This window comes from Halovivax limisalsi (genome assembly GCF_023093535.1).
In the GTDB taxonomy this organism is placed as follows: domain Archaea; phylum Halobacteriota; class Halobacteria; order Halobacteriales; family Natrialbaceae; genus Halovivax; species Halovivax limisalsi.
In genome coordinates, this window is the sequence record NZ_CP095757.1 from 2,388,693 (window position 1) to 2,411,217 (window position 22,525).

The following is a 22,525-nucleotide window of genomic DNA, read 5'->3' on the forward strand; positions in this document are numbered from 1 at the left end:
CTGTCGCCCGCGTCAACGCGCCGTCGGGCGACTTCGACGGCTGCGTGGGGGTATCGGCCGACCTCCCGTCGCGATCGAGAACCGACCGTCGACTCCTCGCGAAGGGGAATCGACGACCAGAGTGGGAGGGATTCGCGTATGTCCACACATCGATCAGGTAATCTTTCGCGACATAGCTTACTTATCCGTCGGCGGCCAGTTCCCTGACGATGAGTCACGAGGCACCGCCGCCCGCTTCGCTACAATCGGCCCCCACCGAAACGACGCGCGGGGACCCGCTCACCATAGAAAGTGGCCTCGAAGCCCTCCGCGAGAGCCCGGAGTTCCGCGGGACCGTCGAACCGCTCGACGATCTCGACCAGATGGTTACCTGCGAGCACATCGCGCTATTCTACGAGGACCGCCAGGAACGGTTCGCGACGGTCGCCCCGTTCGTCCGCCAGGGGATCGAGCGCGGCGAGCGCGTCATGTACGTCCACGACGTCCTTTCGAAGGCCGAGATCCTCGCCGAGCTCCGCGGCGGCGACGTGGACGTGGACGGAGCCCTCGAATCCGGACAACTGACCTTTCACTCCCTCGAGGAGACGTACCTCCGCACGGGTCGGTTCGACCCCGACGATATGCTCTCCGTCTACGGCGACGCGATCGAGGAGGCCAAAGACCAGTATCCGGGCCTTCGCGTCACCGCGAACACGAACTTCATTCTCGACGACTACGCGACGGTCGACGACTTCATGGCCTACGAGAGCCGCGTGAACGAACTCTTCGAGGGCGAGGACTGCATCGCCCTCTGTCACTACGATCGCGAGCGGATTCCACCGGACGTTCTCACCGACGTCATCCGAACGCACCCCCACATCGTCTACGAGGGGACGGTCTGTCACAACTTCTACTACACGCCGCCGGCGGAGTTCTTCGGACCCGACGAGCCGAGCCGGGACGTCGAGCGGATGCTCAACACGCTCGTCGACCGATCACAGGCCCGCGCCGAACTCGGCGACACCGTCGAGGAACTCGCGGAGTCCAACGAGCGACTCAGGCGATTCGCCTACGTCGCCTCGCACGACCTGCAAGAGCCCCTGCGGATGGTCTCGAGCTACCTCCGGCTCCTCGAGAGCCAGTACGGCGACGCGCTCGACGAGGACGCGAGCGAGTACATCGACTTCGCGGTCGACGGTGCGGACCGGATGCGCGAGATGGTCGAGGGCCTCCTCGCGTACTCCCGAATCGACATCGACGACGCGAACGCGGAGCCGGTCGAGACGGCGTCCGTCGTCGGTGACGTGCTAACCGACCACCAGGTATGTATCGAGGAAACCGACGCCGCGATCGACGTCGGAACGCTGCCGGTGGTCCAGGGCGACGCCCAGCAACTCGAGCAACTGTTCTCGAACCTCCTCTCGAACGCGATCAAGTACGCCGGCGACGGCCCGCCGTCGGTCTCGGTGACGGCCGAACGGCAGGGCGACCGGTGCGTGTTCGCGGTCGAAGACGAGGGGATCGGGATCGACCGCGACTACGAGGACCAGATCTTCCAGCTGTTCAATCGCCTCCACTCGAACGGCGACTTCGAGGGGACCGGCATCGGACTCACCCTGTGTCGCAAGATCGTCGACGCGCACGGCGGCGACATCTGGGTCGATTCCGAGCCCGGCGAGGGGACGACGTTTCACTTCACCCTCCCGACGGCCGGTCCGTGAGGTCGACGGCCGGTCCAGCCATCGCCAGCGGCGTTCGAATCAGTGCAGCCGACCAACTAACTGCTGGCGGCCGATACTAGATGAGTGATCTACCGCTCTCGGTCCTGATCGTCGAGGACAACGAAGGCGACGTCCGGTTGATCGAGAACGGTCTCGACGAAAGCGACGTACCGATCGAACCGACCGTCGTCACCGACGGAGAAGCGGCCCTCGATCGATTGCTCGATCCGCCGGCCGACGCGAAACCGGACCTCCTCTTGCTGGATCTAAACATTCCGAAACGGACCGGTCGAGACGTGCTCGCCGCTCTCCAGGCGGCGTCGGCGTCGTGTCCGATGCCGACGCTCGTCCTGTCCGGCTCCCGGTCGGACGAGCACATCCGGGAGACGCTGGCGCTCGGTGCCGACGGGTACGCCGTCAAACCGGTCGATCCCCAGGAGTTCATCTCGCTGATCGGATCGGTCGTCCGCTCTGTCGCCGACTCCGGAACGGTCCCGCCCGGCGAACACGCCGAAATCGAGTCGCCGACGTGATCGGTGGGTTGGACCGGCCGGTCCTGCTGGACGTGTTCCACTCACAGCCATCGACTCCAGTCTCCGATCTCGCGCCCGCGGGCTTACCGCGTGTCAGTGACGGTTTCGTCGTCGACGAACGCCTCGAGGACGCGCTCGGTTTCGCCGCTCCGCGAGAGGACCGATTGCCCCGCCTCGATCGAAGACACCGGGGACGAGTCGGGCGGGCAGAAACTCCGCCTTCGGGGTCAGGCCGTCGAGGAGTCGATGCCGTCGATCCTGACGAATCCGTACGCACAATCCGGGCAGTGCCACTTGACTTTCTCGCCGAGGTGGACCTCCGTACTCGCGGCGCGGTAGAAGACCTTCTCGCCGCCGCAGTCGGGACACTCGTGTTCGAGTTCGAGGCTCATGCGTGGGCTTCGGTAGCCGACGAAATTGAGTGTGTTGGTTTCACGGACACCTTCGGAGCGCTCGAGCGGCGCGCGGCCCCCATCCGGAAGTGACCTCGTGGTCGAACGTTCGCCTCGCGGGCTGTCGACGACCAGCGTCGGGGTGGCGGTGGTCCGCCTCGGGGCGATTGTGGCTCTCAAGTCGGGCAAATCTCCCGTCGCGCCAACCCTCTTTGTGAGCGCGGGCGTAGCGGCAGGGAAATGTCCCGGACCGGCTCGACGAGGTGGACAAGGGAATCATCCACCTGCTCCAGAAGGACGCGCGGAACAACACGACGACGGATATCGCCGAGGCGGTCGACGTCTCTCCGCGCACCGTCAGCAACCGAATTTCGCAGCTCGAAGCCGACGCCGCGCTCGACGTCTTCGGCATCGTCGACTCCGAGAACTGCTCACCGGGCCGCGGAATAGTCGCGCCGAGGCGGTGAGCCGGGAGTTGGGCGGCCTGGGAATCGGCTCCCGAACTTAAGGACCGGCGACGCCTTGGCTCGCGTATGTCCATCTACACCGGCCGCGGCGACGACGGCCAGACGGACCTTCGGGACATGTCTCGCGTGTCGAAGGCGAGCGAACGCATCGAGGCCTACGGAACCGTCGACGAGTTGAACGCACTCCTGGGGACGATTCGACCGACGGGCCACGAGGACGTCGACGAGAAACTGGCGGCGGCGCAAAACCACCTGCACGTGGTCCAGGCGGACTTCGCCAATCCCGAGCCCGAAGCCGACGACCCGCAGGTCGACGCCGAGCACGTGGAACTGGTCGAGGACTGGATCGACGCGTACGACGAAGAACTGGAACCGCTGACCTCCTTCATCCTGCCGACGGGGAGCGAGAGCGGCTCGCGGCTGCACCACGCCCGGACGGTCTGTCGGCGCGCGGAACGACGGGCCGTCGCGCTCTGGAACGCCGACGCCGACGTGAACGAGGACGCCGTCCAGTACCTGAACCGACTCTCCGACGGCCTGTTCACGTTCGCACGGGTGGTGAATCAACGAGACGGGGAAGTCGAGGAAGCACCCGAGTACTAGGGGTCGTCGCGTTCTAACGACACGTATAAGGGCGACCGTTCGGTAGCAGTTGGTACCGGGTTGGTGATCTAGTCCGGTTATGATACCTCCTTCACACGGAGGAAGTCGGCGGTTCAACTCCGCCCCAACCCACTTTTGCCGCGAACATTTCGTGAGCGGCAAATGGGTCCGGAGTTGAACCCAGGAAGTCCCAGCGCCGAACGGAGTGAGGCGACCGTCTACCTTCGGTTCGAATCCGCCCCAACCCATTTCTGACGGAACAACAGTCGACGAGCGAAGCGAGTCGATCGGTCTGCCAGAGATTGTGACGGGAGACTCGAATCCTGGAAATCGCAGCGCCTGCCTGCGGGCGTCTCACTCGTCCGGGTAATCGACTGCCGGGAGGGTGAACGAGAACGTCGCGCCGTCGCCGCGCTCGGATTCGACCCAGATGTCGCCGCCGTGTCGTTCGACAATCCGCTCGCAGAGTGCGAGTCCGATGCCGGTGCCGCTGTGCTCGTCCTGCGTGTGGAGGCGCTGGAACACCTCGAAGACGCGCTCGGCGGCCTCGGGATCGATACCGACGCCGTCGTCTTCGACCGAGATCACCCACTCGTCGGCCCGCCGTTCGGCCGAAACGTGAACGTGCGGGGGTTCGTCGCCGCTGTACTCCATCGCGTTCGAGAGCAGGTTCTGGAACACCTGGGTGAGTTGTCCGCCGTCGCCGTAGACCGTCGGGAGATCCTCGGCGGTGATCTCGGCGTCGGTCTCCTCGATCTTCACCGCCAGATCCTGGCGGACGTCCGCGACCACGGCCTCGAGGTCGATCGGTTCGAACGAGCCCGCGTCTGTATCGACGCGCGAGTAGGTGAGCAACCCGTCGATCATGTCGCGCATCCGGTCGGCGCCGTCGACCGCGAACGCGAGAAACTCCTGCCCGTCCTCGTCGAGGTCGTCGCCGTAGCGCTGCTCGATCAGTTGCAGGTAACTGGAGACCATCCGAAGCGGTTCCTGGAGGTCGTGCGAGGCGGCGTAGGCGAACTGCTCTAAGCGCTCGTTGGACGCTTCGAGTTTGCGTTCGTACTCCCGGCGCTCGGTGACGTCCTGGACCACCAGCATCCCGGCGAAGACCTCGTCGTCGGCGTTCCTGACCGGGAGGGTGTACGCGTGGAGGTACCGGTCGTGGTACTCGACCTCGAACGAATGCGCCTCGCCCGCCAGCGCGGCCCGGAAGTGATCCGCGATCTCCTCGACGAGGTCGTCCGGATAGATGTCGTAGACGCTATCGCCGATTCTGTCCGCCGCCGAGACGCCGGTTTCCTCGAGGAGTTGCCCGCCGACGGCCGTGTACTCGAGGTTCTCGTCGAACAGCCCGACCGCGCCGTCGGGGAAGTGCTCGACGAGAGTGCGGTAGCGTCGTTCTGACTCCTCCAGAGCCCGCTCGCGTTCCTTGCGTTCGGTGATATCCTCGGCGATGCCGATGACGCGGTCGCGTTCCTCGGTCGAAACGAGGCCGGCTCGGACCGAGAGCCATCGAACCTCCCCGTCCGGCCGACGGATCCGATACTCGTCGTCGAAGTCCTCGTCGGGGACGTCAGCGTACGCCCGCCGCACGCGACCTCTGTCGTCAGGGTGAACCGACTCGAGGAACGCGGTGGGATCGTCGTACAGCGAACGACGATCGCGACCCCAGATCTCCCCGTAGGATGGATTGATGTACGTGATCGCACGCGTCTCCGGGTCGGAGATCCAGACCATTTCGTCCAAGTTCTCCGCGAGCATCCGGAACTTCGCCTCGCTCTCCTCGAGGGCTCGTTCGCGCGCTTTGCGCTCGGTAATGTCCCGGCCGATGCCCGCGAGCACCGGGTTACCGTCGGGATCTTCGAGGCGTGAGGCGACGAACTCGTACGGAATTCGCTCGCCGCCCTTCGTGAGCAGTTCCGCCTCGGCCTGCGAGCCTCCCGTCTCGAACACCTCCGCGATGGCCGACGCGATCGTCTCGTGTTCGTCCTCGTCGAACAGCTCGAGGGCCTGGATCGAGCCGAGTTCGGCGTCCGAGTACCCGGTCACCTCCCGGACGCTTTCGTTCCATCGCGCGAGGGTCCCATCCGCGTCCAGGACGTAGAAGACGTCGTCGATGGCGTTTAAGATTTGGTTGGTGTACTCCCGATAGCGTTCGAGCTTCCGATCGTACTCCCGGCGCTCGGTGACGTCCTGGACCACCAGCATTCCGGCGTCGACCTCGCCGGTCGCGTTTCGTATCGGCAGCGTCTGGGCGTCTAGATGGCGACCCCTGTACTCGATCTCGAAGGAATCGGCCTCGCCGTCGAGTGCGTTCTCGAAGTGCGGTTCGAGCTGTTCGACCATCTCGTCGGGGTGGATCTCCGCGATGCTGTGTCCGATGCGGTCGTCGGGGTCGACGCCCAGTCGATCCACGAGCTGACCACCCACGGCGGTGTACTCGAAGCTCTCGTCGAACAGCCCCACCGACCCACCGGGGAAGTTCTCGACGAGGGTGCGGTGGCGACGCTCGGAATCGGCTAATTTGCGTTTCGCCTCCTCGCGCTCGGTGACGTCCTGTGACATCCCGAGCGCCGTGAAGACGTCGCCGTCGTCGCCCCGGACCGGCACGACCTGGAACTGGAAGATCCGCCCGTCGAGTTCGACTTCGAAGGTGCTGGACTCGCCGTCGAACGCGACTTCGTAGCTGGGAACGAGTTGGTCGGCCAGGGGCTCCGGCACGACTGACTCGACCGGCTTCCCTTCGACTTCCGTGGCGGTGACGCCCGCCACGTCGAGGGGATTACCGCCGACGGTTCGGTAGCGGAGATCCTCGTCGACGAGCGTGACCGCGCCGTTGGGGAAGTTCTCCGTCAGCGTTCGATACCGCTGCTCAGAGGCCCGTAACTGCTCGAGCGTCGATTCCAGTTCCGACTTGGTCTCCTGTAGTTCCTCGTTCCGACGTTCGAGCGTGATCGTCCGCGATCGCGCCCGGGCGTCGTACGTCCCGGCTGCGAGCCCCGCGGTGCTTCCGAGCGCGGTGAGGATGAGGAGGTTCTGAATCATATTCCCCATTTCCCCGCTGAGTGCGACGAACCCGACCAGCGCGGCCATCACACCGATCCCGCCGAGAACCGATCTGGCGATAACTGGATAGACGGTCGGAGAGACGTCGAATTGCGGGAGCCGGATGGTCGCCGCGAGCAAGAGGATCCCTGGTCCGGTGACCAGCACGAGCATGATGATGTCGACGGATTGGGGGTGCTCGGTCCAGGGAACGACCGCGTATCCCGTCCCGAGTAGGGTATAGATCGCGCCGATCGCGAAGAGACCGGAGCGGCCCAGTATCGTCGACCGATCCAGCGACAGCCGCGTCATTGCTGACGTCAGGAGGGAGATCCATTTCAAGGTGGCGCCTCAGCGTGTCGGTAATTCAGGTTCTCACGACGGAGTGATCCGGCGGTTCCGACCGAGTACCACGGTTTCGATTCCGACGACAGAGTCTGCACCGCCTTCGGCAGAAACCCGGGTCGACGATCGCTGTCGTAGTGAGGCCGTCCGTCCACACTGTCTCCGGTAGGCCAACAATCGTCGTCGAGCGGGCGCCGGAGTTGTGTCCCGCGATCGTGCACGAACCGACGTCGATCTCCCGACGGGGGGCGACGCTGCCGAGACGGCCACGCAGGCGACCCATCACGATTTATTGATCGCATATCGGCCGGTAATCTTTTCCTTCGGTTCGTCTCAGTTTCGGTCATGGATGGGAGACGGATAACGGTGTGCGGACTCATCTCGTCGCTTCCCGATCGGCCGGTTCCGGAAGCCGTACTCGTCCGTATCAGTGAACGAAACGATTGGCTAGATGGACTCACGCCGATCGTGACGACGGAAGATAGCCTGGCTACGTGCGTCCACGGCTTCGTCATCGACATCGACGGTGAGCCACACGGCCTCCGGTTCGTGAACGGCCACTGGGACGTTATCGCTACCGATGGCGGGCGTACCGAACTGGCCGATGCGGTCGAACGAGCGGCGGCGGAGACGGCGGACTGATACCGCCGATCGATTCCAGCGGACGGACCAACACCGCCTGCCCGGTGCACCGACCGCTTCGTTCTCATCGCGCCGACGGCGGGCGAACACCGGAAGTGGACTGCCAGCCGATGGTGGCGCGCGAATCCGACGATCCGGACGACGAGAGACGGGTGGCTGCTGGGTCGTCGATTCGGTCGGTTCAATCGTCGCTTACGACGCGACCGAGGTTCGCGTTCGCGTCCGCCGAGACCGGTCGACCGGGAAGGTCCGTTCGAACGTCCGCGCGACCGTCGGCTTCGATGGCCTCCCGGTAGGCCTCCGGCATGACGAGGACGAAATCGTCGAGTGCGGCCGGCCAGTCCTCCAGCACCGCCCTCGCCCGTTCGGATCCCGTATATGCGGCGTGGTTCTCCAGCAGACGGCGGAGGAGTGCCTCGTCGCGGGCCGCCAGTTCGGACTCGACCGTGACGGACGCTCGGTTGATCCGGTCGGACCGATCGCCTTCGGGATCGTGGAGGTAGCCGACGCCGCCGGACATCCCCGCCGCGAAGTTCCGGCCGACTTCGCCGAGGACGGCGACGACGCCGCCGGTCATGTACTCGCAGCCGTGATCGCCCACGCCCTCGACGACCGCGGTCGCCCCCGAATTCCGGACGGCGAATCGCTCGCCCGCCGCGCCCTCGACGTAACACTCGCCGTCGGTCGCGCCGTAGAGGGCGACGTTCCCCACGGCGACCGGCTCGCCCGGATCGTCGTGGACGCCTCCCGGGGCCGCGACGGAGACGATGCCGCCGGACAGTCCCTTGCCGACGTAATCGTTCGCGACGCCGGCGAGGTGCAGCGAGATGCCGCTCGCGAGAAACGCGCCGAAGCTCTGGCCCGCCGTGCCGTCGCAGGTGACCGCAATCGTTCCGTTCGCCAGTCCCGCCTCGCCGTACCGAGATGCCACGCGGTTCGAGAGCATCGTCCCCACCGCCCGGTCCCGCGTCGTTATATCGGTCGAGAGCGAGACCGGTTCGCGGTCGGTCAGCGCCGATCGGGCATCCTCGAGCAGCGCGCGATCGAGGTGGTCCTCGAGCTCGTGGTCTTGCTCGCGAACCTTCGTCCGGACCGCGCCGGCCGGCTCGGCGAGCATCGCGGAGAGGTCCACGGGGCCAGTGCGGTCAGCGTCGTCCGAGTCGCCCGACGCGGACGGGGCTGATGAGTCCGCTCCCGGTTCCGCCGAAGATCGCTCGGGCGCATCGTGAGCAGACGGGGCGCGCTCGCCACCCTCGCGCTGGGTGAGCGCGTCGACGCGGCCGACCATCTCCTCGACGGTCGCGAAGCCCAGTTCCGCCATGTACTCGCGCAGTTCGGTGGCGACGAACGTCAGGTAGTTGATGACATACTCGGGTTCGCCGGGGAAGCGCTCGCGAAGGTCGCCCCGCTGCGTGGCGATGCCGACCGGACAGGTGTTCTCGTGACACTGTCGCGCCATGACGCAGCCCTCGGAAACCAGCGAGGCCGTGCCGAAGACGTACTCCTCGGCGCCGAGCAACGCCGCGACGGCGACGTCTCGCCCCGTCTTCAGGCCGCCGTCGACCGAGATTTGGATGCGGTCCCTGAGGCCTGTCTCGCACAGGAGTTGATTGGCCTCGGCGAGGCCGAGTTCCCACGGTCTGCCGGCGTGTTTGATCGACGTGCGCGGCGACGCGCCCGTCCCGCCCGAGTGCCCGGAGATGTGAACGACGTCCGCGTTGGCTTTCGCGACGCCGGCGGCGATCGTCCCGATGCCGGCCTCGCTGACGAGTTTGACGTTGATATCGGCACCCTCGTTGGCGGCTTTGAGGTCGAATATCAGCTGTTTCAGGTCCTCGATGGAGTAGATGTCGTGCTGGGGCGGCGGCGAGATGAGGCCGACCCCGGGCGTGGACTTGCGGATCGCGGCGATCTCCTCGCCGACCTTCGCGCCGGGCAGGTGGCCGCCCTCGCCCGGCTTCGAGCCCTGGGCCATCTTGATCTGGAGTTCGTCCGCCGCGGCGAGGTAGGTGGCCGTGACGCCGAAGCGCGCGGACGCGACCTGTTTGACGGCGCACTCGCGCTCGGTCCCGAACCGTTCGGGCGGTTCGCCGCCCTCGCCGGTGTTGGCCTTCGCGCCGAGGCGGTTCGCCGCGATCGCGTTCGTCTCGTGGGCTTCCGGCGAGAGGCTTCCGAGCGACATCGCGGCCGTGGAGAACCGCTCGACGATGTCGGCGACGGGTTCGACGTCCGCGAGCGGGATCGGCTCGCGACCGGACTCGAACGCGAGTAGTCCGCGCAGCGTCCCGCGTTGCTCGTTCCCGTCGGTGACCAGCTCGGCGAACTCGCGGTACCGTTCGTAGTCGCCGGAGCGAACTGCGTCCTGGAGCGCGCCGACCGTCCGCGGGTTCCACTGGTGGTGGACGCCGTCCGTCCGGTTTTCGAACTCGCCGGTCCGGTCGAGCGCCGCCTCGTCGGCGTCGTAGGCCGCGCGGTGACGGGCGAACACGTCGGTTTCGAGGTCGGCCAGTCCGATGCCGCCGATCGTCGTCTCGGTGCCGGGGAAGTACGTCTCGACGAGTCCGTCGTCGAGTCCGAGCGCCTCGAAGATCTGGGCGCCGCGATAGCTTTCGACGGTCGAGATGCCCATCTTCGCCATCGTCTTCGAGAGGCCGTCCTCCAGGGCCTCGACGTAGGCGCCGACAGCCGCCGCGGCGTCGGCCCCGTCGTGGCCGGCGGTAAGATCCCGGATGGTATCGTACGCGAGCGTGGGACACACTGCGCCGGCGCCGTACCCGATCAGCGTGGCGACCTGGTGGACGGTCCGCGGAGCACCCGATTCCACCACGAGTCCGGCGCGGGTGCGCACTCCCGCCTCGATCAGGTGTTGGTGGACGGCGCTGACCGCGAGGAGACTCGGGATCGGCGCTCGGTCGGGACCGACCGCGACGTCCGAGAGGACGAGCACGTCGTGGCCGGCCTCGACGGCGGCGACCGCGTCGGCCTGCAGGCGATCGAGTGCCGCCCCGAGCGAGTCGCCTCGCTCGTCGGTCGGCTGCCCCCCTTCGTCGGCTCCAACCTCGAACGTCGTATCGACCGTCGTCGCGGAGACGCCGTCCGAGTCGGTCTCGCGAACGGCGGCGAGTTCAGCCCGGGTGAGAATCGGCGAATCGAGGACGAGCTGCCGGGCGTGAGCCGGCGATTCGTCGAGCAGATTTCGCTGGCGACCCAGCCGGCTCTCGAGGCTGGTGACGAGGTCCTCGCGGACGTAATCGATCGGGGGGTTCGTGACCTGGGCGAACAGCTGCCGGAAGTACGCGAAGAGCGGTCGGTTCGCGGACGAGAGGACGGAGAGCGGAGTGTCGTCGCCCATCGACCCGACCGGGTCGGTACCAGTCTCGGCCATCGGTTCGAGGAGCGTTTCCAGTTCGTCGTGCGTGTATCCGTACGCAGCTTGTCGGGCGCGCAGGTCGTCGGGACCGAGCCCCGCGTCGGTCCGTTCCGCCGACGGACGAGACGCCGGTGACTGACGGGCCGACGTATCGAGTTCGTCGAGCCGGACCTGTTCGGCGTCGGTCCACTCTCCGTAGCGATCGTCCACGAGACCGTCGAAGAGTTCGTCGTCGCTCAGTACCTCGCCGGCGTCGGGATCGACGAGGAGCAGTTCGCCGGGTTCGAGCCGGCCGCGTTCCACGATTTCCTCAGGCGACAGTTCGAGCGCGCCCGTCTCGCTGGCCATCACGACGCGGTCGTCGGTCGTCACGTCGTATCGGCAGGGCCGGAGGCCGTTCCGATCCAGGACGGCGCCGACTCGCTCCCCGTCGGTCGCAGCGACCAGCGCCGGGCCGTCCCAGGGTTCGACGAGCGAGGCGTGAAAGTCGTACCAGTCGCGCCTCGCGTCCGACATCGTCTCGTCCGCTCGCCAGGCTTCCGGGATCAACAGGCGGAGGCAGTGGGGAAGGTCGCGGCCGCCTTCGAGGAGGAGTTCGAGCACGTTGTCGAACGTGGCGGTGTCGGACTGCGTCTCGCTCGCGACGACCGGCGTGACCGCGTCGAGATCGGGAATTCGATCGCTCGCCAGGTCGGGCTCGCGTGCGCGCATCCAGTTCTCGTTCCCCCGGAGCGTGTTGAACTCGCCGTTGTGGAGCGTGCGACGGAACGGGTGGGCGAGGTGCCAGGCGCCTAGCGTGTTCGTCGAGAACCGCTCGTGGACCATCGCGATGGTCGACTCGAACCGCTCGTCGGAGAGATCGGGATAGTACGACGCCAGTTGCGTCCCCGTGAGTAATCCCTTGTACACCACCGTTCGTCGGTCCAGCGAGCAAACGTAAGCCCGGTCGACCGGGGCGTCGGCCGTCGCCTCGAGTTCCGATTCGATGGCCCGCCGAGCGACGTAGAGCCGTCGGTCGAATTCGTCGCGATCGTCCGGGGCATCCGCGGACGGCGTCACGAAACACTGTCGCACGTCCGGCTCCGACGCCACCGCCGTCTCGCCGAGCCCGTCGTTGTTCGTCGGCACGTCTCGCCAGGCGCGGATATCCAGGTCGTACGCGTTCAGGACGCGCTCCACGAGATCCTCGAACGCGCCGCGGGCGTCGTCCTTGGGTACGAAGCATGTCCCCACCGCGTACACCTCTGGTAGCTCTTCGTCGAGGGTATCCCCGAAGAACCGATCCGGTCGTCGGACGAGGATGCCGGCGCCGTCGCCCGTGTTCTCCTCGGCACCCGTCGTCCCCCGGTGTTCGAGGTTCGAGAGCAGTTCGAGCGCGTCGGCGACGATTTCGTGCGAGCCCTCCCCGCCGAGATCGGCGACGACGCCGACGCCGCAGCTCGCCCGACCGGTACGGTCGCCCAGCGACGTCGGATCGTCGTCGGTGCCATTGAGTGTCATACCCCGCCGTTTCGGGAGGAGGAATAAGAGGATATGCTATAATGACTAAGTGTTATATAAATCCCTACTAGGATATATTATGTAATTGGCGTCCCGACGGACCCGATCGTCGCGGCCGGGCGTTCCGGTGTCGAACGCCCTCCCAGCACCGGAATTTGTGTGAGGGGTGTCGACGGGGGCGATGCGAAGACCAAAAGCTTTGCATGGACGCTGGTGCTCGGTCTACGAGAGGCCCGTTCGTGTCCGATCGCGAACCGGAATCGTCGAGCGAGACGGTCGATCAACCATCCGACAGTGACGTCCAGGTGAACGCCTCAGCCGCGCAATCCACCGAGCAACGGCCGACGCGCGACGTCCTCGATTCGTTGATCGAGAGCGGCGTCCACGAGATGAATCGGGAACGGACGGGACTGTTGCTCTCCGGGTTGTCCGCCGGCCTCGACATCGGGTTCGGGCCGTTGTTGATGGCGGTCCTGCTCACGCTCTCGACCGGCGGGTTCGGCGACCTGACGACGGAACTGCTCCTCGCTAGCGCGTACTCCGTCGGTTTCATGTTCGTCATCCTCGGGCGCTCGGAACTGTTCACCGAACACACGACCCTGGCGGTGATTCCAGTGCTCGACGGACAGGCGTCGCCCCGACAGCTGGCCAGACTCTGGGGACTCGTCTACGTCGGCAATCTCGTCGGCGGCATGTTCTTTACCGTTCTCGCCGTGTTACTCATGCCCGGGCTCGGCGTCGTGACGCCCGCCGCGTTCGAAGCGATCGCGCTCAAACTCGTCACCCACGAGCTACTCTGGCTCCTGATCGCCGGCATGTTCGCCGGATGGCTGATGGGGTTGCTCGCGTGGCTGATCACGGCCGCTCAGGAGACGACGAGTCGACTCCTCCTCATCTGGGTCGTCACGGCGACGATCGGTCTCCTGCACCTGCCTCACTCCATCGCCGGAAACGTCGAAGTGCTGTTCGGCTTGCTCGTCTCGGACGGAATTACGATCGCGGACTATCTCTGGTTCCTCAGCCTGGCGACGATCGGAAACGCCGTCGGCGGCGCCGTCTTCGTCGCCTCGCTCAAGTACGGCCACGTGGTTCGCGGCGGAAAGTAGTCGCCGACTCGCGTCGACCCGTGTGCGTCGCTCCGCGGCGAGACGACGTCACGCGTCGAATTCGGGCCGAATCCCGGTCCGCGATAGCGTGACGTACGTTTATGTGGATGGTATTCTAGGCATCGTTACAGTATGACGAACAACGAAGTCACGTTACCGAGCACGATCGGCGGCCTCACCGCCAGCGGCAAACTACACACACTCAGCGTCTGGTTCATCCTGGCGCTGCGGTTGATGATGGGGATCGCCTTCTTCCAGAGCGGATTCGAGAAGGTCGTCGGGGGCGGATTCTCCGCCGGGGGATACCTGACCGGTGCGACGGTCGCGAACGGGAGTCCGGTCGCGGACCTGTTCGTCGCGATGGGGGAGACGGCGTGGTTCGTCTCGTTCGTCAACGTCGCCGTCCCCTGGGGCGAGGTGCTCATCGGCCTCGGCCTCCTCGTCGGCGCGCTGACTCGCCTCGCGGCGTTCTGGGGCGCGTTCATGATGCTCATGTTCTATCTCGGCAACTGGGACGTCGGTCACGGCTACATCAACGGCGACTTCGCCTACATGCTCGTCTTCCTTTCCGTCGCAGCCTTCGGTGCGGGTCGCATCTTCGGACTGGACACCTACGTCGAACAGTACGACATCGACGGCCGGCCGCTCGTCGAGCGATATCCGTGGTCGCGGTACCTGCTCGGGTGAGCGGACCGACCGTCTCGTCGATCGAACCTGTTTGCCCCCCGACCGGTGTGGCCGGGGTTTTTACGGCCGCTCGTGGCCGATGTTGGTGGCTATGCCAGTCGAAAATCTCGCGCGTAGTGAGGTCGTAACGGCCGAGACGAGCGCCGACGTCACGGATATTGCCAGTCGGATGGACGACGAGGGCGTCGGTAGCGTCGTCATCACGGACGGCGACGAACCGACCGGGATCGTCACCGATCGCGACCTGGCGATCCGCGTCGTCGGCGAGGGTTCGGACCCGTCCGAGCTGACGGCCGAGGACGTCATGTCCGACGACCTGACGACGGTCCAGGAGTCCGAGGGGTTCTACACCGCGGCGGAACGGATGGCCGACGCGGGCGTCAGGCGGTTGCCGGTCACCCGAGACGGCGGCGATCTCGCGGGGATCATCACGGCCGACGACTTCACCGAGCTACTCGCCGACGAACAGGCCCAGCTGTCGACGATCATCCAGGCGCAGCGACCCGAATACTGAACCGATCGTTCGATCCCCCGTATCGGCTTCGCCCACCGATCCCGCGATTCGGTCGGATCCTCCCGGGACTCGCCGTCGATCGCCCGAACGGAACGGACGGTCCATTCCCAAGAACGCGGCGCCCTCGTGTCCGTGTTCATCGGAAAGTCCCGTCGGATGGATAGACGATTTACGAAAGAGCCTGCCTGACGAACGACCCGGTGACGACGACGGAGTGGTAGTGGGGTACCGCGTATCGATCGGCGAGATAGCCGCGTGATCGACACCGGACGAGTCGGACCCGGGTCGACCACCGCCAACTGTGGGTGCCACCTGCCAGAGATGGCGACCCTCTCCGAGGATGTGGGGTCAGCGCATATAAAATCATCGCAATCTTCCACGTAATTATTCCGAGTTCTCGGTACGGCGTTCGCAACGACCCCACCGAACGGGAAGCGACGGTTCATCGATCGGAGCGATCCGTGCGCACCGGTCGCGAACGGGTTCAGGAAAGTCGGGCAGCCAGGTCGGCTTCGGTGATGATGCCGACCGTCTCGCCGGCGTCCGTGATCATGACCGCCTTGTAGTGATCCAGGAGGTTGCTCACCTCGTCGAGCGTCGCGTCTTTCGAAACCGTCGGGAAGCTCTCGGCCATGTGCTCGGAGACCGGTTCGTCGCGTGAATCGGCGTCGAGGTGGACGAGTTCGCTCTGGCTGATCGACCCCACCGGGACGCCGTCCCGAATCACTGCGAGCTGGGAGTAGGCTTCCTGTTCCATCGTCTGCGCCGCCTCCCCGACCGTATCGTCCGGGTCGACACTTACGACGTCTTCGTTCATGAGGTCCGCCGCTCGAATGATGTCGCCTGCGGCCTCGTCGAGCGCGGTAACGATTCGGCGCAGCGTCGAGAGGCGCGGGTCGACGTCGCCGCCCTCGATGCGGGCGATCAACGGCTGGGAGACGTTCGCTCGCTCGGCGAGTTCGCTCTGGGTCAACTCGAGGTCCGTCCGTCGCTGCCGGAGGTCGGCGGGCGTAGGTAGCTCCATACGGGGAGATAACCACGGGTTATAGAAAGGTGTTTGGGTCGGCTGCGACGGCAGGACCGCCTGAACGGAAGTCGCGGTGCGACCACTCGCGGGTCGTCGGGCGGAAACCGCGCGATCACTGCCACCCCATCCGCCGGTCGGACTCGCTGGAGCATCGGTGGCTCGGCCGGCCGACGGGCAGGTGATCGGGTCGATGCTGGCATCGATCGACCGCGACGTTGTCCCACAGGATAACCAGTGGACCCGTTACGGAGTGGCGGTTCGATCAGGCCTCGTCTTCCGGCTCTTCGAACACCTCGACGACGTCGAGCGGAACGTCCCTGAGCGCACCGCCGACCTCGCTCTTTGCGATGCGGGAGGCGTGTTCCTCGCTGTCGGCGTTGAAGACGTCCATCTCGAGCGCGAGCCCGACGAGCGCGGTCTCGGCCGCGATGAACGCCGAATCGAACGGTTCGCCACACGCCGGACACCCCGTCGCGCCGACCTCCACCTCCACGTACTCCATTCCTTCCTCATTCAGCCGTCGACCGGCTTCGCTGACTGCGACGCCGATGGCGTCGTCGACACCCGCTACGTCCCGAACGAGCCAGGCGGCTTCCATCGCCACGAGGTAGTTGCTCATGTACGCGAAATCGGGCCGGCGGGTGACGTTCTTTGCGGTTTCCATCGCCCAGTGTGGCCGAGAGATCCCGGAACCGACCGACCTGGCCGCACTCTCCGATCCGTTCCGCACCGGCGCCCGCTGCCGCGCCCGGCGGTACGGGGTCGACCGATGCGGACGTGAGCGAAACGATGCCCATACGTTACAGAAATTGAGCGGGTACGCCCTCACCTGCATAGACCGACATCGGTGACCGGACTGGTTTAGTTGGACCGAACACAACCGTAGTTGAATCGCCGGACTGCGCCGGGGCGGATTCCGAATGAAGAATCGGGCGGGATCGATCCGAGCAACAATGCTTATATACTCCCTGCTGCTCTGAGCCGACTACGCCGATGAAAGATCGCGTCTACCGATCGACGCTGTTCGCGCTGTACCAGAGTGCCATCATGCTCGGCATCATGCTGATGCCAGTAGCACTCGCCTCGAAGCAACTGGGGATCACGGTTCCTCTTCACCGACTGCTCGGACGCGTCGAAACCGCGTACGAAAACGCCGTGTAAACTACCCCACCCTACTCCCTCGGCGCTACGCGCCTCGGTCCTTGAGGCCGGAGGCTCCACCTTGAAAACGCTGAAGCGACGACCACTCCGGGGCCCACGACCGCGTTCTCTCGACGTCACCCTCACGAGAGCCGTCTGAGCGGCCCCTTCGGCCGCCCTGGCGCGGTCGCCGGTCGCACGGAGTGACGAGTGTCCGTCGGCTCGGCGGGTGTGTCGGGCCGTATCCCCGCTGGGACGAATCGGTGCCGCGGTGAGGCGGATTCGTTACCGCCGGTGTTTTATACCGTCCCGGTCGTTAGTCACGCACAATGCGTACGCCCACAGCTGACTTCTCGGATCCGTCGGACGGCCGTTCCGCCAACACCGACCCGTACAGCCCCGAACTCGGCTCGCTCCCCGACAACGACGTCGACGCGAGCGACCTCGACAACGTGAACAAGACGGGGACGACGACGATCGGCATCTCCACCGCCGACGGCGTCGTGATCGCGACCGACATGCGCGCGAGCCTGGGCGGCCGCTTCGTCTCGAACAAGAACGTCCAGAAGGTCGAACAGATCCATCCCACGGCCGCTCTCACGATGGTCGGGAGCGTCGGCGGCGCCCAGTCGTTCATCTCCAGTCTCCGCGCGGAGGTGAACCTCTACGAAGCGCGCCGCGGCGCCGACATGAGCATCGACGCGCTTGCGACGCTGGCCGGCAACTTCGCCCGCGGCGGTCCCTTCTTCGCGATCCACCCGATCCTGGGCGGCGTCGACGACGAGGGGAGCCACGTCTACAGCATCGACCCCGCGGGAGGCGTCATGGAAGACGACTACACCGTCACCGGCTCCGGGATGCAACTGGCCTACGGTCACCTCGAACAGACCTACGAGGAGGGCCTGTCGAACGACGAGGCGATGACGATCGCCGCCCAGGGGATCAAATCCGCCGCCGAACGCGACACTGGCTCCGGCAACGGCGTCTACCTCTGTGAGATCACCGACGAGGGCGTCGACATTCACGGCCACCACGACTTCGAGGAAGTTCTGTAGGCGACGACAGTCGGCCGTTCGTCCCTCCACAGCCGCCAGTTCCGCCCGCCGCGGCCTTGCACAATTATCGAAACGACTCCGCCGTCGGTTCCGCGAACGACAGACCGCCGCTCTCGAGTGACGCTTCCTCGGTAGCCGCGGCTTCCTGCTCCTGGCGACCGTTCCTGCTTCCGCCTCCGGAACCGGCTCCCTCGCGTCGACGGTCGACCGTCGCTGGGTCAGCACGATCACCGACGTACCGAACGCGCCAGCGATCGCGGCTGCACGTGGGGCCGAACACAGAGAGTACCGTCCGAAAACCGAAGCGGGACGACGGACGGCACGTAGGGGTCGCTCCGATGTCGCGACGCCTGGCAGGCGGCGGGCGACCCTGCGACGGACGAGCAGCGAGCCGACCGATGGCGTCCGGATGAAGCGGAGGCTGGGCCGGGTTCGTTACTGGACGTTCGGGTGTGATACCGGTTGGGAACTGGTCACCGGCCGTTCGATCGGGTCGAGGCGCACGGCCCGGTTCTGTGCGGCCGATTCGTAGATCGCGTCGATGATTCGCTGGACCTGTAGCGCCTCGGATATCGTGTTCGAAGAGATCGGACGGCCCGAGCGGACGCTCGCGAGGAAGCGTTCGTCTTGGGCGCGGTAGCCGGCGACGGAGGAGTCACCCGAGAGGACGACGTCTTCGTAGTGGTCGACGCCCGAGACGCCCGTATCCAGGACGCGACACTCCGAGTCGCCGATCTCGTAGTGGGCGCCGGCTTCGTCGCCGCGGACGTAGAAGTCCATCGACGGGTCGCGGTTCGTCGCCCACGCCGCTTCCAGCGATATCGTCCGTCCGTCCGCGCTCCGTAGGAAGGCCGAGACCGATTCTTCGACGTCGTACGATCCCTCTGTAGCGTCCCAACCGCCGCTGAACCCGTCGGGATCGGCGTACTCGTCCCGACCGCCGATGCCCGCGCGCGTCGTGCCCGACACCTCGACGATGTCGGGAAAGCCCATCGTGTAGAGCGCGAGGTCGAGCGCGTGCACGCCGATGTCGATGAGCGCGCCGCCGCCCGAGAGCGAGGGATCGGTGAACCACGATCCAGTGCCAGGGATTCCGCGGCGACGGATGTAGTTCGCCTCGACGTGGCGAATCGTGCCGAACCGGTCCCGGGCGCGCTGTGCGTCGAACAATTGGGTCGCGGCGGCGTGACGGTTGTGAAATCCGACCATGCACGTGGCTCGGGATTCGGCGGCGGCGTCGGCGATCCGCTGAGCGCTCTCGAGGGAGTGGGCGAGCGGCTTCTCGACGAGGACCGAAACGTCCGCCTCGAGCGCGGCGACGGCAATCGATTCGTGAAACCGGTTGGGTGTCGTCACGACGATGGCGTCGACCGGTCCGTCGGCCAGTAACGCCTCGTGGTGCTCGTAGACCGCGGCGTCGAACGATTCGGCGAACTCCTCGCGCGCGTCCTCGGTGATGTCGACCCCGGCGACGATCGTCGCACCCGCTTCCTCGAACGTCGAGGCGTGCAGGCGACCCATTCCGCCGAGACCGACCACCCCGACGCGGGTTCGCTCGCCCGCGTTCGCCTCGCTCACGATCCACCACCCCGTCCGAGCAGTGAACCGACGATTGTCGGGGAGGTAATCGGGGCTTTCTCGGAGGAAATTGGTCGGTACCGGTCGATCATTGGAGACAGGAGGGGTGGGGACAAAATAAACATTGTGCCCTAATAATCGTCAATTCTATTGAACAGTCACGCTCCCGTATTTAAATTCTAGAATTTTTAAACGAAAATTACCGCGCCGCTGGTTCCGGTAGTCACCTACGATTCCTGACGGTCCCCCGGGACACGATAGAGCGGTGTGATGGCCGTCCACCGTCGCCTCTCCCGTGGAATTACCGACTGAGGACCCACGTTTACACCACCGCTCTTCCAGTCACTGTGGACGGACGCCGCCTCGTAGCGGGGTCGCGTCGATCCGAGTGACTCGGATCGGGTTCGACGTTGGTGCGGCCGTCCGTTCGGGACGACTGCGCTGCGTATCGATCAGTTCGACCGTGACGTCGAGCTCGGCGTCCACGACGGCGGCCAGCCGCGTTCGAACGCGCTCGGCGAAATCCGGCGGTTCGGCTTCGCCGGGCGGTCGTTCGACGAGCACCGTCACGGCGGCCGGTCGATCGGCCACGACGTCGTGAACCTCGTACTCGACGGCGACCTCGTGAAAGGTAACCTCCTCGAACGCCGGATCGTCGCTCATCGCGGCGAGTTCCCGGTCGACGTCGTGGGTGAGCGCGGCGACCTGGTACGTGCCGTAGGTCACGACCGCCAGAATCACGGTGAGCACGGCGATCGCGACGATAAATATGGCCACCCGCGCACGAAGTCGACTAACGGCCCGGTCCACCCGTTCGACCTCGTAGGGCCGGTAGCCGAGCAGCCACAGCATCACGAGCGCCGTGAGGTTGATCGCCAGCAGGTTGACCAGCACGAGCGTTCCCGCCGTGAGGACGACGGTCGGATGCCACCACGCGATCCCGAGGCCCGCCGTCGCCGCCGGCGGCACCAGCGCGACGGCGATGGCGACGCCGACCAGCACGGAGCCGACGTCCCGCGTGAGGCTGACGACCGCGGCGGCGCCGGATCCCAGGGCGAGAAACAGCGACAGGAGCGTCGGCGTGATGCGCTCTTCGACGGCTGGGATAGTCGTAATGTCGAGCCCAGGGGGCAGCAAGACCGTCCCGCGGAGCGCCCACCCGACGAGCGCGGCGGTCAGTACGGTGACGAAAAGCCCGCCCGCCTGGAGCGCGATCCCGCGCGATGCGAGCGATTCGTCGTGCACGACGACGCCGACGCTCGCCGCCAGCGCCGGCCCCATCAACGGGGCGACGACCATCGCGCCGATGATCGTCGCGGTCGAGTCGGTCAGCAACCCCGCGGTCGCGATGATACTCGAGAGGACGAGCAACGCGAAGAACGTCGAGGCCGCCGGGGCCAGCGATATCGCTTGTGCCCGGATCTCCGCTCGCGACAGTTGGGTGGGAGCGTACCTGGACCGATCGGCGTCCGGATCGCCGGAGACGGACGCTTCCACGCCCATCACGACGATCCTGACGTCGTCGTGGAGTCCATCGGCGTGCAAGCGCGAAAGGAGCGAATCGACGCCGTCGACCGGTACCGGGACCGAGACGATCGCTTCGAAGGCGCTGTCGCTGGTTTCCTCCGTTAGGCCGTACTCGACCGCCTCGCTTTCGAGCGTTGCAAGGATCGACGATCGCTCACCGCGTGGGACGTACAACTGCACGACTCGCATGCGGGCCCGTACCACGACCTCCGGGAAAGAACGACGACCGTCCAGATACGATCCGATAGTCGAAACGCGACCGCTTCAGGCGGCGTGTCCAGCTGGCACACGTGGCCCCAGATCGTCGGGGGAGCGGGGCGTTCGGTGACGGCGTGATCCACCTGAAGCGTCGTGAGCCGACAGGGACGTCACTCCTCGTCGAACGTTCGCCGCCCCTCGTCGGTAACGACGCTCTCGATGAGCGACACGGGCGTGGCGTCGTAGGCCGGGTTCGAGACGTCGAACTCGGTCGCCGGCTCGAGGAGCACCTCGTTGCCGTCGCGGAACTCGTTCTCGAAGACGAATCCCTGCGTGATCAGCTTCGACGCCGCGCCCAGGACCGTGACCGGAACGTCGAGTTGTGCCGCGGCGGCTGCGAGCGGGAACGTCCCCACCCGGTTGTACAGCACGTCGTCGACGATGCAGTCCATGCCGACGACGACCCGATCGCACTCTGCGAGGTGGTAGCCGCCGGCGGCGTCCGTGATGAGGGTCACGTCGACCCCCTCGATCGTCGCGAACTCGCGAGCCGCCCTGCGCCCGATGTAGCGCGGCCGCGCCTCGGTCACGTAGAGGTCGAACGTCGCGCCCTGGTCGGTCGCGAGCTCGACCGCCTCGAGCACCGTCGTCGAGTAATCGTGGGTCAGGAGGACGTCGTCGTTCGCGAGGATCGACGCGGCGTTCGCCGCGGCCCGGTGCTTCCCCGACTCGATTCGAGCCGCGACGTCCTCGATGACGGCGCGCGCGACCGAGGTCGCCTCCTCGACGTCGGCGGGGTCGCTCTCGGTCACCTCGTCGACGACCTTCCGGAGGGCGTTCTGGAGCGAGGCGTGGGACGGGTTCGCCCGCTTGAGCACGTTCGCGTTCTGCTCGAGGGTCGTGTGGAACGCTTCGACGGTCGCGTACTCGCGATCGAGCAGCGATTCGAGCGCGCGCGTCGCCCGGATCGCGACCGCAGACGAACTGTGAGTCTGCATCCGACGGATCTCCTCTGCCGTCTCGTCGATCATACCACACCCCTCAACCGACCGACTCAAAGCCGTTTCGGGTACCAGACGGTCCTGGCACCCACGAT

Annotated in this window: 18 protein-coding genes and 1 tRNA gene; 11 read left to right on the top strand and 8 right to left on the bottom strand. The window is 66.1% G+C overall.

Annotated features, from left to right (window positions below):
* Window positions 1-209: 209 nt before the first annotated feature.
* Window positions 210-1,700 (top strand): sensor histidine kinase, encoded by a 1,491-nt coding sequence (locus MXA07_RS10945; RefSeq protein WP_247728640.1) that lies wholly within the window; start codon window positions 210-212, stop codon window positions 1,698-1,700.
* An 80-nt stretch (window positions 1,701-1,780) separates the two neighbouring features.
* Window positions 1,781-2,233 carry a response regulator gene (locus MXA07_RS10950; protein WP_247728641.1) on the top strand — a complete coding sequence of 151 codons (453 nt, stop codon included), beginning with the start codon at window positions 1,781-1,783 and terminating at the stop codon, window positions 2,231-2,233.
* Window positions 2,234-2,460: 227 nt separating this feature from the next.
* On the opposite strand, the gene MXA07_RS10955 is transcribed toward MXA07_RS10950, so the two are convergent.
* On the bottom strand, window positions 2,461-2,625 hold the full coding sequence (locus MXA07_RS10955) for a DUF7838 family putative zinc beta-ribbon protein (RefSeq protein WP_247728642.1): 165 nt from the start codon (window positions 2,623-2,625) through the stop codon (window positions 2,461-2,463).
* 263 nt (window positions 2,626-2,888) lie between these two features.
* On the opposite strand from MXA07_RS10955, the gene MXA07_RS10960 reads away from it, so the two are divergent.
* From MXA07_RS10960 to MXA07_RS10970, 3 genes are all read left to right on the top strand, one after another.
* On the top strand, window positions 2,889-3,092 hold the full coding sequence (locus MXA07_RS10960; RefSeq protein ID WP_247728643.1) for a winged helix-turn-helix transcriptional regulator: 204 nt from the start codon (window positions 2,889-2,891) through the stop codon (window positions 3,090-3,092).
* 66 nt (window positions 3,093-3,158) lie between these two features.
* A complete protein-coding gene (locus MXA07_RS10965; RefSeq protein WP_247728644.1) occupies window positions 3,159-3,695 on the top strand; it encodes a cob(I)yrinic acid a,c-diamide adenosyltransferase in 537 nt (178 codons plus the stop codon).
* Window positions 3,696-3,752: 57 nt separating this feature from the next.
* Window positions 3,753-3,827 (top strand) — tRNA-Val (locus tag MXA07_RS10970).
* A gap of 222 nt (window positions 3,828-4,049) precedes the next feature.
* Here MXA07_RS10970 and MXA07_RS10975 read toward each other — a convergent pair.
* Window positions 4,050-7,052: a PAS domain S-box protein gene (locus MXA07_RS10975; protein ID WP_247728645.1), complete on the bottom strand. Its 3,003-nt coding sequence runs from the start codon at window positions 7,050-7,052 to the stop codon at window positions 4,050-4,052.
* Between the two features lie 378 nt (window positions 7,053-7,430).
* On the opposite strand from MXA07_RS10975, the gene MXA07_RS18350 reads away from it, so the two are divergent.
* Window positions 7,431-7,727, top strand: a complete 297-nt coding sequence (locus MXA07_RS18350) for a DUF7964 domain-containing protein (RefSeq protein WP_484496856.1) — start codon at window positions 7,431-7,433, stop codon at window positions 7,725-7,727.
* Between the two features lie 181 nt (window positions 7,728-7,908).
* Here MXA07_RS18350 and gltB read toward each other — a convergent pair whose 3' ends face one another.
* On the bottom strand, window positions 7,909-12,597 hold the full coding sequence (gltB, locus tag MXA07_RS10985; RefSeq protein WP_247728647.1) for a glutamate synthase large subunit: 4,689 nt from the start codon (window positions 12,595-12,597) through the stop codon (window positions 7,909-7,911).
* A gap of 305 nt (window positions 12,598-12,902) precedes the next feature.
* Here gltB and MXA07_RS10990 point away from each other — a divergent pair, with 305 nt between their 5' ends.
* The 3 genes from MXA07_RS10990 (at window position 12,903) to MXA07_RS11000 (ending at window position 14,904) form a co-directional block, all read left to right on the top strand.
* Entirely contained in the window at window positions 12,903-13,703 is an 801-nt protein-coding gene (locus tag MXA07_RS10990) for a formate/nitrite transporter family protein (RefSeq protein ID WP_425492217.1), read from the top strand.
* A gap of 132 nt (window positions 13,704-13,835) precedes the next feature.
* On the top strand, window positions 13,836-14,390 hold the full coding sequence (locus MXA07_RS10995) for a DoxX family protein (protein ID WP_247728649.1): 555 nt from the start codon (window positions 13,836-13,838) through the stop codon (window positions 14,388-14,390).
* A gap of 91 nt (window positions 14,391-14,481) precedes the next feature.
* Window positions 14,482-14,904: a CBS domain-containing protein gene (locus tag MXA07_RS11000; RefSeq protein WP_247728650.1), complete on the top strand. Its 423-nt coding sequence runs from the start codon at window positions 14,482-14,484 to the stop codon at window positions 14,902-14,904.
* Between the two features lie 484 nt (window positions 14,905-15,388).
* On the opposite strand, the gene MXA07_RS11005 is transcribed toward MXA07_RS11000, so the two are convergent.
* Entirely contained in the window at window positions 15,389-15,928 is a 540-nt protein-coding gene (locus MXA07_RS11005) for a CBS domain-containing protein (RefSeq protein ID WP_247728651.1), read from the bottom strand.
* 265 nt (window positions 15,929-16,193) lie between these two features.
* Window positions 16,194-16,550, bottom strand: a complete 357-nt coding sequence (locus MXA07_RS11010; RefSeq protein WP_247731743.1) for a DUF555 domain-containing protein — start codon at window positions 16,548-16,550, stop codon at window positions 16,194-16,196.
* Window positions 16,551-16,924: 374 nt separating this feature from the next.
* Between MXA07_RS11010 and MXA07_RS11015 the strand changes: the two genes are divergently transcribed.
* Both MXA07_RS11015 and psmB read left to right on the top strand, forming a co-directional pair.
* Window positions 16,925-17,092, top strand: a complete 168-nt coding sequence (locus tag MXA07_RS11015; RefSeq protein ID WP_247728652.1) for a hypothetical protein — start codon at window positions 16,925-16,927, stop codon at window positions 17,090-17,092.
* 308 nt (window positions 17,093-17,400) lie between these two features.
* Window positions 17,401-18,126, top strand: coding sequence for an archaeal proteasome endopeptidase complex subunit beta (gene psmB / locus MXA07_RS11020; RefSeq protein WP_247728653.1), 726 nt, complete (start codon window positions 17,401-17,403; stop codon window positions 18,124-18,126).
* Between the two features lie 435 nt (window positions 18,127-18,561).
* On the opposite strand, the gene MXA07_RS11025 is transcribed toward psmB, so the two are convergent.
* The 3 genes from MXA07_RS11025 to MXA07_RS11035 form a co-directional block, all read right to left on the bottom strand.
* On the bottom strand, window positions 18,562-19,704 hold the full coding sequence (locus MXA07_RS11025) for a Gfo/Idh/MocA family protein (RefSeq protein ID WP_282102519.1): 1,143 nt from the start codon (window positions 19,702-19,704) through the stop codon (window positions 18,562-18,564).
* 342 nt (window positions 19,705-20,046) lie between these two features.
* Complete coding sequence (locus MXA07_RS11030; RefSeq protein ID WP_247728654.1) at window positions 20,047-21,420, bottom strand: TIGR00341 family protein; 1,374 nt, start codon at window positions 21,418-21,420, stop codon at window positions 20,047-20,049.
* Window positions 21,421-21,599: 179 nt separating this feature from the next.
* Window positions 21,600-22,460, bottom strand: a complete 861-nt coding sequence (locus MXA07_RS11035; protein ID WP_247728655.1) for an eIF2B alpha/beta/delta subunit family protein — start codon at window positions 22,458-22,460, stop codon at window positions 21,600-21,602.
* Window positions 22,461-22,525 lie beyond the last annotated feature (65 nt).

What these genes read in the sequence shown, in the direction of transcription:
- MXA07_RS10945 (WP_247728640.1), top strand. Translation starts at nt 210, where the DNA reads ATGAGTCACGAGGCACCGCCGCCCGCTTCGCTACAATCGGCCCCCACC.
- MXA07_RS10950 (WP_247728641.1), top strand. Translation starts at nt 1,781, where the DNA reads ATGAGTGATCTACCGCTCTCGGTCCTGATCGTCGAGGACAACGAAGGC.
- MXA07_RS10955 (WP_247728642.1), bottom strand. Translation starts at nt 2,625, where the DNA reads ATGAGCCTCGAACTCGAACACGAGTGTCCCGACTGCGGCGGCGAGAAG.
- MXA07_RS10965 (WP_247728644.1), top strand. Translation starts at nt 3,159, where the DNA reads ATGTCCATCTACACCGGCCGCGGCGACGACGGCCAGACGGACCTTCGG.
- MXA07_RS10975 (WP_247728645.1), bottom strand. Translation starts at nt 7,052, where the DNA reads ATGACGCGGCTGTCGCTGGATCGGTCGACGATACTGGGCCGCTCCGGT.
- MXA07_RS18350 (WP_484496856.1), top strand. Translation starts at nt 7,431, where the DNA reads ATGGATGGGAGACGGATAACGGTGTGCGGACTCATCTCGTCGCTTCCC.
- gltB (WP_247728647.1), bottom strand. Translation starts at nt 12,597, where the DNA reads ATGACACTCAATGGCACCGACGACGATCCGACGTCGCTGGGCGACCGT.
- MXA07_RS10995 (WP_247728649.1), top strand. Translation starts at nt 13,836, where the DNA reads ATGACGAACAACGAAGTCACGTTACCGAGCACGATCGGCGGCCTCACC.
- MXA07_RS11000 (WP_247728650.1), top strand. Translation starts at nt 14,482, where the DNA reads ATGCCAGTCGAAAATCTCGCGCGTAGTGAGGTCGTAACGGCCGAGACG.
- MXA07_RS11005 (WP_247728651.1), bottom strand. Translation starts at nt 15,928, where the DNA reads ATGGAGCTACCTACGCCCGCCGACCTCCGGCAGCGACGGACGGACCTC.
- MXA07_RS11010 (WP_247731743.1), bottom strand. Translation starts at nt 16,550, where the DNA reads ATGAGCAACTACCTCGTGGCGATGGAAGCCGCCTGGCTCGTTCGGGAC.
- MXA07_RS11015 (WP_247728652.1), top strand. Translation starts at nt 16,925, where the DNA reads ATGAAAGATCGCGTCTACCGATCGACGCTGTTCGCGCTGTACCAGAGT.
- psmB (WP_247728653.1), top strand. Translation starts at nt 17,401, where the DNA reads ATGCGTACGCCCACAGCTGACTTCTCGGATCCGTCGGACGGCCGTTCC.
- MXA07_RS11030 (WP_247728654.1), bottom strand. Translation starts at nt 21,420, where the DNA reads ATGCGAGTCGTGCAGTTGTACGTCCCACGCGGTGAGCGATCGTCGATC.
- MXA07_RS11035 (WP_247728655.1), bottom strand. Translation starts at nt 22,460, where the DNA reads ATGATCGACGAGACGGCAGAGGAGATCCGTCGGATGCAGACTCACAGT.